Here is a 12,091-nt window from a genome sequence, read left to right as displayed (position 1 = left end):
CGTCAGCCGACCGCGATCCGCTTCGGCCCGGCGTGTGAGATCTCGGTCTTCGGCAGGGTGACGCGCAGGACGCCGTCCCTGCACTCAGCGGCGACTTTCTCCTGCACGACGTTCTCGGGCAGGTTGAAGCTGCGCTCGAAGCGGCCGTAGAAGCGTTCGACGCGATGATGCTTCTCGCCCTCGTCCTTCTTCTCGTGCTTGCGCTCGCCGGCGATGGTGAGCACGCCGTTGTCGACATTGACCTCGATGTCCTTGCGATCCATGCCGGCCAGCTCGGCGGTGATGGTGTAGGCCTTGTCGGTCTCGCTGATGTCGACCGTCGGCAGCCAGGCCTCGTCGGCGAAGGTGCGTGCCGGCGCGCGGTTCTGTCGGGCGAAGAGCTGATCGAGCTCGCGGAAGGGATTCCAGTGCGTGAGTTCCATGACGCTTTCTCCGTATCGGTTGCGCGCCGCCAACCACGGCGCCGGCATCACGGTCTTCCCATCGGGGCGCGGCCGCATTGATCTGGATCAAGCGGGACGCCGGATCATCCGCCGCTACTCGGCGGCGGGCAGGGCCTCGCGCACCACCAGCATCATCTGCACCAGCTGGGCGAGGGAGCGCGCATCCATCTTGCGCATCACCTGCGCCCGGTGCTGCTCGACGGTGCGCTCGCTGATGTCGAGCTCCAGGGCAGCGGCCTTGTTCGCCTGACCGTCGACCAGGCGCCAGGTGATGTCGCGCTCGCGCGGGGTGAGCAGCTCGTAGCGCTGCAGCAGGGCTTCGCGCTGCGCCAGCCGCGCCCGCGTCTCGCGATCCTGGTCGAGGGCCCGCTGCACGCGGCGGATGAGCTCGTCGTCGTTGAACGGCTTCTGCAGGAAATCCACGGCGCCGGCGCGCATCGCCTCCACCGCCATCGGGACGTCGCCGTGGCCGGTGATGAAGATGATGGGCAGGAAGCAGCGTCGCCGGTTGAGCTCCTTCTGCAGCTCGAGGCCGCTCATCCGCGGCATGCGCACATCGAGCAGCAGGCAGCCCGGGCTGTCCGGATCGTAGGCCTCGAGGAAGGCCGTGGCACCGTTGTGGACGGTCGAGCGGATGCCCACCGATCGCAGCAGGAGCGCGATGCTGTCGGCGACCGGTGCCTCGTCGTCGACGATGAACACCGTGCTCTGGTCGGTCTCGTTGCTCATGGCGTGCCTTCGCTGGAATCGGTCGGGAGCGTGAGACGGAAGGTGGTGCCCCCGCGTGCATTGATCTCGAACCGCAGCGCGCCCTGATGGGCGGCGACGATGGAGTGGCAGATGGACAGGCCGAGGCCGAGGCCTTCCTGCTTGGTGGTGTAGAACGGCTCCCCGACATGCCCGGCGGCATCGTCGGCGATCCCGGGCCCGCTGTCCGCCACCGCCACCTCGACGGTGTCGGCACGATGGCGGGTGATGATCTCGATGCGATCGTCGCGCGAGCGCTCGAGCATGGCGTCGATGGCGTTGCGAAGCAGGTTGAGCAGCACCTGCTGGATCTGGATGCCGTCGGCCTGCACGGCCGGCAGGTCCGCGTCCAGATCGAGCACCAGCTCGAAACCCGCCTGGCGGATCTCGGGCTCGCACAGCGGCACCACCTCCCGCACCAGCGCGCTGCAGTCGACGTGCTCGCGCACTTCGCCGCGCTTGCGCAGCAGGGCCCGCAGACCGCGGATGACCTGTCCGGCGCGCTCGCCCTGATCGGCGATGCGGGAAAGGATGTCCTGCAGTTCGTCCGACGACACCGAGTCGGCCGCCACCATCCGGCGCGAGGCATGTGCATAGCTAACGATGGCGCTGAGCGGCTGGCCGAGCTCGTGGGCGATGCCGCTGACCATCTCGCCGAGGGTGCCGAGACGACCGACGTGAGTCAGACGCGTGCGCAGCTCTTCCGCCTCGCGCGTGGCGCGGAGGAGCGGGCCGCGGTCCATCAGCGCGACGATGACCATCAGCGGGGTGTCCTCGCTGTCGCTGTCGCGCCCGACGGCGGCGTGCATGTGCACGTGGATGGTCCCGCCCTCGGCGTCGACGAAGCGCAGCGGGCGCCGGGCGCTTCCGCCGTCGCGCACCAGCGACGTCAGGATGCGTTCGCCGTCGATACGATCGTCATCGTGCATGAGCTCAGCGATGGGGCGGCGCAGCAGCGCCTTGTCCGTCATCCCGAACAGCGCGCAGCAGGAATCGTTGACTTCCAGGAGGGCGCCCGCAGCGTCGGTCACGACGAAGGCCATTGGCGCGTTGGCAAAGATCAGGCGCAGCTCCTGCGCCTGACGGCGCAGCCGTGCCTCCTGCCGCTTGCGCACGGTGATGTCCCGCAGGATGCCGACGAAGCCGCTGCCCTGCTGGCTGACGAACTCGCCCACCGACAGCTCGATGGGAAAGGTGGAGCCGTCCTTGCGCTGCGCGGTGACTTCGCGTCCGATCCCGATGATGCGGGCTTCTCGGGTACGCCGGAAGCGTCCGATGTACTCGTCGTGCGCCGAGCGATCCGGATCCGGCATCAGCATGCTGACGTTGCGGCCCAGCACCTCGTCCGGCGTGTATCCGAAGAGGCGCTCCGCGGCGCTGTTGAAGCGGGTGATGCGCCCCTCGGGCGTGATCAGCACGATGGCGTCGACCGCTGCGTCGAGCAGGGCGTCGAAGCGGTCCTGGGCGGCGCTCGGGGTGTGCGGGGCGTCGGTGCGGGCGGCCATGACCGAAGTCTAGCGCGGTCGCCCCGGGATTCGGCGGACCGCTACGCACCATTGATCCAGGTCAACGCCGGCGCGCGCACCAGGCCGGACACTGCCGCGCAGAGCCCATCACGTCCGGGAGTCCGCCCGCATGCCCACGTACCACCGCATTCTCGTCGCGACCGATCTCTCGCGCACGGCCGCAGCCGCACTGTCCGTGGCGGCGCGCATCGCCCGTCGCGACGGCGCCGAACTCCACGTGCTGCACGTTCGGCTGGCGGTGAACGATATCGTGAACACGCTGGGACCCGACAAGGGCGCGCCGCAGGACGTGCTCGGCGATCACGCGGTTCGTGCCTGGATCCGCTCCGCCGGTTGCGATGGCGAGGTGCAGGCCACGCGCGTGCTCTCCGGCGGCCTTTCGGCCGCGCCGCAGATCGTCCGCTACGCGCAGGAGCAGGGCATCGATCTCATCGTCATGGGCAGCCACGGCCGTTCCGGTGCCGCGCTCGCGGTGCTCGGCAACGACGCCCAGGCGGTGCTCCGGCAGGCGGACTGCTCGGTGATGGTGGTGCGGCCGGACATCCAGCGGGAAACGCTGCGCCGGATCCTCGCGCCGGTGGATCTGTCGGCGCACTCGGCCGCGGCGATGCGGCGCGCCGCCGACATCGCTGCACAGAGCGGTGCCGCGCTTGAGGTCCTGCTGGCGGTGGAGCCGCTTGCCCTGCCGCCGTTCATCGCGCCGGTGCTCGACAGCGCCCAGAACACGGAGAATGCGCGCAACGCGCTCGCCGCGTTCGTGGGGGAGGCACACCTGCCGGTCGCCGCGCGCCGCGTGCTGGTCCAGGGTGTGGCCCATGCCGCCATCGTCGAGCATGCCCGCCGGCAGGAGACCGATCTCATCGTCATGTCGCATGCCGGCCTGAGCGCGATCGAGCGCCTCTTCCTCGGCAGCGTGACCGAGCGGGTGCTGCGCACGGCGCCGTGTGCGGTGCTGGTGCACCGCGAGGCCGAGCATGCCGCGGTCGTGCCGGCGGGCACTGCGCGGCCGGAAGGCGCGGCGGCAGCCGTCCAGCACCCCACCTGAACGACGCATCCGCCCCGGGAGCATTCCATGGCCCTCTACCAGCGCATTCTTCTCGCCACCGATTTCTCGCCGCATTCGCGTCGCGCGATGGCGCTGGCACGGACGCTTGCCCGCGCCAGCGGCGCCGAGCTGCACGTGCTGTACGTGAACGTGCTCTCCTCGCTGCATACCGAATACCGTGGCCTCGCCGCGACCGACGAGTACACCCGCACGCTGATCGCCGCTGCCGAGGAAACGCTCCACGGCATTCCCGACGCCCGGCGCCTGGTCACCCGACGGGTGGTTCGCACCGACGAGTCCCCCGCACGGGCCATTCTCGAGTACGCCGGCGAGCAGGGTGCCGATCTCATCGTGGTCGGCAGCCGCGGTCTGGCCGGCATCAAGCGCGTGCTGCTGGGCAGCGTCGCGGCGAAGGTGGTGCATGCCGCGACGGTGCCGGTGCTGGTCGCCGGACAGGGGGCCGGTGCGGCCGACGACACCGAGGAGGCTCCTCTGCGTCATTTGGTGGTGGCCACCGATCTCTCGGACGCATCGCGCCCGGGCGTGCTGCACGCGGCCGACATTGCCGTGCAGCACGGTGCGCGCCTGACGGTCGTCCACGTACTGGTGCCGGCGACAGTGGATCCCTATGACCCGGGCGCGCCGGTGCCCAGGACCGAGCCCGACAGGGCACGGGCGTCGCTGGCGCAGTTCATCGCGGAGCTGGAATTGCCGGTCGATGCCGAGCAGGACGTCGCCATCGGCCCGGCCGATGCCGAGATCGCCGCTGCGGCCGTACGGCACGAGGCCGATCTCCTGGTGGTCGGCAGCCACGGCCGCTCGGCCGTGCAGCGCGTGCTGCTGGGCAGCGTCGCGGACAAGGTCGTGCGCGTTTCCGCGTGCCCGGTGCTCGTCCATCGGCCGCGCCCGGTGTAGCGGCCGGGCGTCCGCCCGAGCGCCGGCCGGCGCTCAGGCGCTCGCGCGCGCCTGCTGTGCCATGGCCACCAGCGCCTTGCGCACGTCGGTGGGTGTGGTGGCGGGGGCATCGAATTCGAAGCGCAGCATGCGCTTGCCGACGAAGAGCGCGAAGCCGTGCGTGTCCACCGCCGCCATGCGCGGGTCCTGCTCGCCGCAGTCGACGCCGATCATGCGGCAGTAGTCGCGCATGGCGTCGACGTGGTCCTCGTTCATGTGCCGGACCATGTGCGCTTCGGCCTCCGGCGCGAACTCGGCGCCGGTCAGCACGTCGCCGGGCTGATACCAGTGGATGCGCCCGAAGCCGCCGATGTAGCGCAGGCGGGTGGGCGTGATCCGGTAGAACGCGAAGTCGTGCGTGCGGTGATAGTCGGTGGCGTGCGGAAAGCGCCGGTAGTAGCGCTCGGCGACGCCGTCATCATCCGTCGGTCGGGCTTCGCCGACGATGGTGAGACGACCCGTTTCCTGCACGTCCGCACCGCCCTCGAGGACGATCAGCGAGACGCGCGGGTCGGCGTGCAGATTGCGCGTGTGCTCGGCGATGTCGCTGATCAGGATGACGGGTGCGCCCTCGGCGTCCGGGGCGAAGGTCACCACCGAGCCGAAGGGGGCGCCGTCCAGTCTGGCGGAAAGGGTGGAGAGAACGCCCTGATGGCTGCTGGCGTAGAGCAGGCGGGCGGCATCGCGGTCATGGGTCTCGTCGGACATGGTGGTGCTCGTCAGGGCGCCGCAACGGGCGCGTACTCGATGCGGTACTGGGCCGATTCGCCGTTGTCATCGTAGTAGGCGCGCACGCGCAGCTTCCAGAAGTTGCCGTCGCGCCCGCGCAGTACGTACACGACGTCCCGGGGGTAGATGTGATGGATGCCTTCGCCGTCGTTGCAGAAGCTGGAGTAGTAGTACCAGCCGTAGTCGCCGGCGCCCGGGCCGCAGCCGGCGCCGTGCTGCGGGTCGGCGGGCGGGTAGGTGACGAAGGCGAGGGCGTCAGCGGTGTCGGCGTGCCACTCGGCATCGGCATCGGCATCGGCCGCGGCGATGGCAGCCCAGTCCGCTGCCTCGCGATCGTCCAGCGCGACATCGGCGGGGCCGGACGCGCCGCCGTTCATGCGGATGTCGGTGCGCTGCAGCGCCAGGTCCCAGCCGGGGTCGCCGGCCGGATCGGCGGGTGCCACCTGCTGGGCATTGGTGAGATCGAGATGGACCCAGACATCGTCGGCCGCGGCATCGACCACGGCGATGGTGCTGTCGGCACCGTCCTCGAAGGTGGCCCTGCCCAGGGGCGCGACGCCACCGCTGCCGCCGCCGCCGGGGGCGCTGCAGTCGTCGCCGGGAATCTCGGCGATGGCGAACTGCGGATGCCCCGGCACGCCGTCGCGGGTGAAGCCGGTCATGCGCAGCTTGTAGGTGCGGCACTCGACCGTGCTCAGGAAGTAGGCGACGTTTTCGCGCGCAGTGATCGTGCTGCCCTGCAGCCGGCCGGTGTCGTGGTACCAGCCGTGGTCACCGGCGCCGGTGAGCGGGTTGGCCCGCTGGTCGGCCTCGGGATGGGTGGTCATGGCGTAGTCGGGTCCCGAGGCGAAGGGGCCGCCGGCGGCGTCGGTGGTGTAGGACACCGCGCTGCGCGGAGGCGCCTCCGCGGCGTCGTCGAAGGGATAGGGCGTGCCGTCGTCCACGCGGTCGCCGTAGACGGTCACCGGGTCGCCGGTGGGCGGCGAGCCGGACGCGCCGCCGTTGAGCTTGATGTCGCTGCCCCGGAAGGCGATGTCCCACGCATCGGAGCTTTCCGGTGCCGACGGCGTGACCTGGGTCTGCGTCTCCAGGTCGATGTAGACCCAGTTGCTGCCGGTGGCGTCGATGGTACCGACGTAGTGGGTGCCGTCGGCGCGGAAGCCGGCCTGTGCGCCACCCGGGCCGGGCAGCGCTGCATCCGGTCCGCCGTTGCCGTCGTCACCGCTGTCGTTGCGTGGCGAGATGTCGCTGCCGCAGGCGGCGAGGACGAGTACGGTCAGTGGCCAGGCGTGGCGTGCTTTCATCGGAACAGTTCCTTGCGCAGCTCGAGATAGACGGCGCGCGGCTGGATGGGCAGGAAGCGGGGATCCCCCTCGTCGAGCAGGTTGTCGACGCCGACGGCCAGATCGAACCACTGCCATCCGTTCCACTCGGCACGCAGCGCGAACAGCGCATAGGGATCGGCGGTGCCCGTCGGCGTCGGCGCGCCACCGGTGTCGATGTCGAGGCCGAACCGGCGCTCGCCGACCCAGACACCGCGCACGCCCAGCGCCCAGCGCTCCCGCTCGAAGCGCGCGGCGGCATTGACGCGGTGTTCCGGCCGGCCGCTCAGCGGCTCGCCGGTATCGCGGTCCTCGGCGTCGACATAGCCGTAGCCGAGACGCAGCGCCAGCGGTCGCCACGGCTGCCATTCGGCCTGGATATCGCCGCCGGTGATGCGGGCGCGGGCGACATTGCGATAGCTGAACAGGATGGGCGGGCCGTCCTCGATCTGCACGATCTCGATCAGATCGTCGACGTCGTGATGGAAGACGCTCAGCGACAGCGACGCGGTATCGGCGGGATACCAGATGGCGCCCAGGTTGTAGCCGTTGCTGCGTTCGGGCTCGAGGTCCGGATTGCCCTCGACCCGGTAGCCGACGCCGGGGTTGTCGAAGCGCAGCAGCAGCTCGCGGAAGCTGGGGGCGCGGTAGCCCCGGCCGTAGCCGGCGCGCAGGACCCAGGCGTCGGTCAGGTCATAGCGCAGGTTGAGCTTCGGCGACCACTGGCGGCCGAACTGCGAATCGCGGTCGTGGCGCAGCCCCGGCACCACGGTGAGGCGGCCGTCGAGCAGGCGTATCTCGTCCTGCACGAACAGTGCCTGGCGGTCGCGTTCGCCGGTCTGGTCGAGGCGGTCGGCGTCGAGCTCCTCGTACTGGTGCTCGGCACCGATGGAAACGCGATGGCGGCCGATGCGGTGATCGAGCTGACCGCCCACGGTGTAGAGGTCGTCGTAGGTGCGCTCGTCGACATCGTCGGCGTCGGTGCCCGGCACCTCGGATACGTACTGGTCGTAGAAGCGCGTGTAGTAGGCGTCCAGCCGCAGGTCGGTATCACGACCGAGGGCGATGCGGGGCGACAGGGCGGCGCGAAGCTCCTCGGTGCGCTTGCGCACCTCGGTGAGTGCGCTGCCGGTGCCCGGGTCGAGGCGCTCGGTGTCGTCGAGGGCGTAGTCGAAGCGCGCATCGATGGTGACGGTGTCGGTGGCGTCGAGCTGCTGGTGCGTCGAGAAGTACCGGCCGTCGGCCTCGGGGCCGTCGGTGGCGGGGGTCGAGGCATCGAGATCGAAGGATTCGCGCGTCACCGCGCCGCCGCTCACGCTGCCGCGCCAGGCGCCCCGATTCCATCCGAAGTCGCCGTAGGCTTCCAGGTTCTCGTCACCGTCGCCGCGCACGGTCAGGCTGGCGCCATCACCGCCCGAGCGGGTGATGATGTTGATCACACCGCCGAGTGCGTCACTGCCGTATAGCGCGGAAGTCGGGCCGCGCACGATCTCCACGCGCTCGATTGCGGCGGTGCGGAATCGCGTCAGATCCAGTGCGCCGTCGATGCGCCCGACGACGCGCAGGCCGTCGATGAGCACGAGGACATGCTCGGACGACAGGCCCTGGATCTCGATGTCGACGCTCTTCCCGCGGCCGGCGACCCGCGCCACGTGCAGGCCGCCTTCGCGTTCGAGCAGCTCGGCGAGATTGCCGGCGCCCGATGCGCGGATGTCCGCGGCCGTGATCAGGCGGACTTCGACCGGGCTGTCCACGATGCGGTGCGCGGTGCGCGTGCCGGTGACCACGATGGTGTCCAGGGTGCCGACGTCGGCGGGCTGCGCCTCGGGCGCGGCCGGCGGGGGCGGGGGATCGTCCTCCGGAGCGCGCACCGAGATGGTGGCGGGCAGGCGGGCCGAGGGCGCCTCGCCGACGGCACCGACGCGGGCCTCACCGTCGACGATGCGGCCCGACAGCCCGGTCCCGGCCAGAAGCGTGCGCAGTGCGACGCCGGGCGCGAAGGTGCCGGTCAGCGCGTTGCCGCGCTGCCCGCGTATGGCGTCCGGCGCGTAGTGAAGCGGGATGTCGGTGGTCGCCACGAAGGCGGTCAGTGCCTCGCGCATGGGGAGCGCGGGCTGATCGAAGCGATGAGTCGGTTCTTCCGCAGCGTGCGCGGATGCCAGCAGCACCGTCGCGAGGGCGGCCGCGGCAGCCGGAAGAAGAGGAAAGCGCGTCCGCATGCTGTTCGAGCGTTACCGGGTTCGCCGTGCGCGGGCACGGGCGCAGGTGCGAGAACGAGCGCACGGAACGCGCTCGCCAAGAATGATGCGAACCATTATCACTCACGATTGAAGAAAATACGAGCCCGGCCGGCGCGTGATGGCCTAGTCGCGGGGACGTTGCAGCCGGCGCGGGATCCAGGTGGGGCGCCGCTTCCGGGCCGGAAGGACCTGCTCGTGCCCGGTGCCGCCGCGTTCCGACCGGCGCACCGCCGCGCGCGTACCGACCGGCCCGGTGAGCTCGAACACGATGGTCGCGAATACCACGGTGCTGACGAGGCGTGCGCCATCGGGGAGCTGCTCGGCGGCCACCAGGGCGAGGCCCAGCGCGACGCCCGCCTGCGGCAGCAGGGCGACGCCGAGCCATGCGGCTTCGCGTCCGGGCAATCCCGCGCGGCGGCCGCCGAGCCATCCGCCCAGCACCTTGCCCGTGGTACGCAGCGCGATGTAGGCAATCCCGAGCCCGCCCGACAGCAGCAGCGCCTCGAGCTCGAACGATGCCCCCGCGAGCAGGAAGAAGATCACGAGGAAGGGCTGCTCGATGTTCTCGATCTCGTGGAAGGGGCGCTCGTGGTGGCGTGCCAGGTTGGCGATGACGCCGCCCACGACGACGGCCGCCAGGATCTCCGAGACACCGAGATAGTGCGCCGAGGCGGTCGTGATGAGGACGATCGCCAATGCCTCCTCCAGGCTCGGTCGGCCGGGTTGGATGCGGCCGCTGAGCGCGGCGGCCGGGAGGCCGATCGCGGCTCCGAGGGCGATCGCGCCGCCGATCTCGAAGAGCGCCTCGCCGAGCGCGAATCCGGCGCCGCTGCCGGTGGCGAAGCTGAGCGCGAGGCCGAAGGCAGTGAGCGCCACTACGTCGTCGATCGCGACCACGCCGACCAGCAGGCGCGAGAAGCGCCCCGAAGCGCCCAGCTCGTGCACCACCGCGACGGTCGCGGCCGGCGCGGTGGCGGTGCCGATGCCCGCCAGCACCAGCGCCACCGGTACGTCGAAGTCGAGCAGGATCAGGCCGCCCGCGATCAGTGCGAAGGTGACCGCCGCCTGGCCGATGGCCACGATCACGACCGTGCCGCCGACGTCGCGCAGGCGCTCCCGCGTGAATTCGCCGCCGATCAGGAAGCCGATCATGACGAGGGCGAAGCTGGAGACGATGGGGAACCAGGTCGCCCGGGCATCGGGCAGCAGATCGAGCCCCACGGGGCCGATCGCTACCCCGAGGCAGAGCAGGATGGTGACGCCGGGCAGGGGCGTCCGCCGGCCCAGTGCTTCCGCAGCAAGGCCGACGAGCAGCAGGACCCCGAGCGTGAGCTCGGTGATCACGAGGTCGGAAGCCGGGGGCCAGTCGATCATGGTGTGGGCATGGTCGGAGTGCGGCGTGGGCGCGGACGCTGATCTGGATCATGGGCGCGGGCCCGCTATTCTGATGAGCTATCGCGGTATCCACTCCCGTTTCGACGCTGCGCCATGGCGACGCCTCTTGAGCATATCCATCCCCGCAATCTGAAGCATCTCGCCGACCGGCTGCAGGGCCTCGTGCGAACCCGGCTGTGGGCACAGGTTCTGGTCGGCATGGCGCTCGGCATCGCCGTGGGCATCGCGATCGGCCCCTCGTTCGGATGGCTGGCGCCGCGGACCGCTTACGTGGTCGGCGAATGGCTCGCGCTGCCGGGACTGCTCTTCCTGGCGCTCATCCAGATGATCGTGGTGCCGCTCGTGCTCAGTGCCATCGTGTGCGGCATAGCCGCGACCGCTGATCCCGGGCAGTTGCGCCGCGGCGGCCTGTGGCTGGTGGTGTACTTCGTGGTGACCTCGATCATCGCGACCTCGCTCGGCATCGGGCTGGGACTGATCATCGAGCCGGGAAGCTTCATCGCGGCTCCGGTCGGGGCAGCCGACGCGATTCCCGAGGTGAGTGGCGAGGCACCGGTAGTCGCCTTCGACGCCTTCCCCTCGCAGCTGGTCTCGATCTTCCCGAGCAACGCCCTCGGCGCCATGGCCGACGGCCAGATGCTGCAGGTCGTGATGTTCGCGGTGCTGATCGGCGTGGCGCTGGTGTCGCTGCCGGCGGCCACGGCCAGGCCGGTGCTCGATTTCCTTTCCTCGCTGCAGGCGCTGTGCATGACCGTGGTGGGCTGGGCCATGCGCCTGGCGCCGCTGGCCGCCTTCGGTCTCCTGGCGCGTCAGATGGCCGGTACCGGTCCGGCCGCGCTGCTCGGGCTGGGTGCCTACATCGGCGCCGTTCTGCTCGGGCTGCTCTGCCTTCTGGTGCTCTACGCCGTGATCGTGCGGGTGCTGGGCGACGGACGGCCGCTCCGTTTCCTGACGCAGAGCGGCGAGGCGCAGCTGCTGGCCTTCTCCACGGACAGCTCGGCCGCGACCATGCCGGTGACCATCCGGGTGGCAGAGGAGCGGCTCGGTGTGCGGCCGTCGGTGGCGCAGTTCGTGATCCCCATCGGCGCCACCGTCAACATGGGAGGCACGGCGCTGTATCAAGGTCTCGCGACCGTATTCATGGCGCAGGTCTACGGCATGGATCTGCCGCTGGCGGCACTGGTCGCGCTGGTCGTCACCGCGCTGGGCGCTTCCATCGGCACTCCCGCGACGCCGGGCGTGGGCATCGTGGTGCTGGCCAGCGTGCTGACCAGTGCCGGGGTGCCGGTGGCCGGGCTCGGCCTGATCCTGGGCGTGGATCAGCTCCTCGAGCGCTTCCGCACCGTGCTCAACGTCAGCGGCGATCTCGCCGCATGCACGGTAATGGAGCGCTGGCTGGGCGGCGGACCCGCGCCGGGTGCGGAGCAGCACGACCTCCCGGCGGTCGATGGCCCCCGGCTGACCGGATCCGGCCCGGCCGATTGATCGTGGTGCGCGCGTTGATCCAGATCAACGCACGCGGCATCACCCGTTCCTAGGATGGTTGCGTGCGGTCGGAGTGCCGGCCGGTATCGACAGGAGTTCCGGATGGGATGGGTCGCGAACAGCTTCGGTGACGTGGGGGCACGCTCGAAGGGTTTGCGCATCCGGATGCTCGGCCCGCGCTCCCCTCGCAACGGCTGGCATCCGC

The 12,091-nt window shown here is 70.6% G+C and carries 10 protein-coding genes; 3 read left to right on the top strand and 7 right to left on the bottom strand.

The window, feature by feature from the left end; translation table 11 throughout:
- Window positions 1–2 precede the first annotated feature (2 nt).
- The 3 genes from KAH28_RS07510 to KAH28_RS07500 all read right to left on the bottom strand — a co-directional run bounded on the left by KAH28_RS07510 (window position 3) and on the right by KAH28_RS07500 (window position 2,695).
- Window positions 3–422: an Hsp20/alpha crystallin family protein gene (locus tag KAH28_RS07510; protein WP_290575368.1), complete on the bottom strand. Its 420-nt coding sequence runs from the start codon at window positions 420–422 to the stop codon at window positions 3–5.
- A gap of 114 nt (window positions 423–536) precedes the next feature.
- The gene (locus KAH28_RS07505) at window positions 537–1,172 is read right to left on the bottom strand and encodes a response regulator (RefSeq protein ID WP_290575367.1); all 636 of its coding nucleotides are present in this window, start codon (window positions 1,170–1,172) and stop codon (window positions 537–539) included.
- Window positions 1,169–2,695, bottom strand: a complete 1,527-nt coding sequence (locus KAH28_RS07500; RefSeq protein ID WP_290575366.1) for a PAS domain S-box protein — start codon at window positions 2,693–2,695, stop codon at window positions 1,169–1,171. Before KAH28_RS07500 ends, KAH28_RS07505 begins: the two co-directional genes overlap by 4 nt.
- 130 nt (window positions 2,696–2,825) lie before the next feature.
- Between KAH28_RS07500 and KAH28_RS07495 the strand changes: the two genes are divergently transcribed.
- A complete protein-coding gene (locus KAH28_RS07495; RefSeq protein ID WP_290575365.1) occupies window positions 2,826–3,761 on the top strand; it encodes a universal stress protein in 936 nt (311 codons plus the stop codon).
- Window positions 3,762–3,788: 27 nt separating this feature from the next.
- Window positions 3,789–4,676, top strand: a complete 888-nt coding sequence (locus KAH28_RS07490; RefSeq protein WP_290575364.1) for a universal stress protein — start codon at window positions 3,789–3,791, stop codon at window positions 4,674–4,676.
- A gap of 33 nt (window positions 4,677–4,709) precedes the next feature.
- Here KAH28_RS07490 and KAH28_RS07485 read toward each other — a convergent pair whose 3' ends face one another.
- The 4 genes from KAH28_RS07485 to KAH28_RS07470 all read right to left on the bottom strand — a co-directional run bounded on the left by KAH28_RS07485 (window position 4,710) and on the right by KAH28_RS07470 (window position 10,380).
- The gene (locus KAH28_RS07485) at window positions 4,710–5,423 is read right to left on the bottom strand and encodes a DUF2470 domain-containing protein (RefSeq protein WP_290575363.1); all 714 of its coding nucleotides are present in this window, start codon (window positions 5,421–5,423) and stop codon (window positions 4,710–4,712) included.
- Between the two features lie 11 nt (window positions 5,424–5,434).
- Window positions 5,435–6,748, bottom strand: coding sequence for an HmuY family protein (locus KAH28_RS07480; RefSeq protein WP_290575362.1), 1,314 nt, complete (start codon window positions 6,746–6,748; stop codon window positions 5,435–5,437).
- A complete protein-coding gene (locus KAH28_RS07475) occupies window positions 6,745–8,868 on the bottom strand; it encodes a TonB-dependent receptor (protein ID WP_290575361.1) in 2,124 nt (707 codons plus the stop codon). Before KAH28_RS07475 ends, KAH28_RS07480 begins: the two co-directional genes overlap by 4 nt.
- 261 nt (window positions 8,869–9,129) lie before the next feature.
- Window positions 9,130–10,380 carry a cation:proton antiporter gene (locus KAH28_RS07470; RefSeq protein WP_290575360.1) on the bottom strand — a complete coding sequence of 417 codons (1,251 nt, stop codon included), beginning with the start codon at window positions 10,378–10,380 and terminating at the stop codon, window positions 9,130–9,132.
- A 114-nt stretch (window positions 10,381–10,494) separates the two neighbouring features.
- Between KAH28_RS07470 and KAH28_RS07465 the strand changes: the two genes are divergently transcribed.
- Complete coding sequence (locus KAH28_RS07465) at window positions 10,495–11,886, top strand: dicarboxylate/amino acid:cation symporter (RefSeq protein WP_290575359.1); 1,392 nt, start codon at window positions 10,495–10,497, stop codon at window positions 11,884–11,886.
- Window positions 11,887–12,091 lie beyond the last annotated feature (205 nt).

The organism is Algiphilus sp., from assembly GCF_023145115.1.
Taxonomy (GTDB): domain Bacteria; phylum Pseudomonadota; class Gammaproteobacteria; order Nevskiales; family Nevskiaceae; genus Algiphilus.
The sequence above is the reverse complement of the archived record's forward strand: the minus strand, read 5'-3'. Positions and strand labels throughout refer to the sequence as shown.

Excerpts from the sequence above, each read along its gene's own strand:
- KAH28_RS07510 (WP_290575368.1), bottom strand. The coding sequence starts at position 422 with ATGGAACTCACGCACTGGAATCCCTTCCGCGAGCTCGATCAGCTCTTC.
- KAH28_RS07505 (WP_290575367.1), bottom strand. The coding sequence starts at position 1,172 with ATGAGCAACGAGACCGACCAGAGCACGGTGTTCATCGTCGACGACGAG.
- KAH28_RS07500 (WP_290575366.1), bottom strand. The coding sequence starts at position 2,695 with ATGGCCGCCCGCACCGACGCCCCGCACACCCCGAGCGCCGCCCAGGAC.
- KAH28_RS07495 (WP_290575365.1), top strand. The coding sequence starts at position 2,826 with ATGCCCACGTACCACCGCATTCTCGTCGCGACCGATCTCTCGCGCACG.
- KAH28_RS07490 (WP_290575364.1), top strand. The coding sequence starts at position 3,789 with ATGGCCCTCTACCAGCGCATTCTTCTCGCCACCGATTTCTCGCCGCAT.
- KAH28_RS07485 (WP_290575363.1), bottom strand. The coding sequence starts at position 5,423 with ATGTCCGACGAGACCCATGACCGCGATGCCGCCCGCCTGCTCTACGCC.
- KAH28_RS07480 (WP_290575362.1), bottom strand. The coding sequence starts at position 6,748 with ATGAAAGCACGCCACGCCTGGCCACTGACCGTACTCGTCCTCGCCGCC.
- KAH28_RS07475 (WP_290575361.1), bottom strand. The coding sequence starts at position 8,868 with ATGCGCGAGGCACTGACCGCCTTCGTGGCGACCACCGACATCCCGCTT.
- KAH28_RS07470 (WP_290575360.1), bottom strand. The coding sequence starts at position 10,380 with ATGATCGACTGGCCCCCGGCTTCCGACCTCGTGATCACCGAGCTCACG.
- KAH28_RS07465 (WP_290575359.1), top strand. The coding sequence starts at position 10,495 with ATGGCGACGCCTCTTGAGCATATCCATCCCCGCAATCTGAAGCATCTC.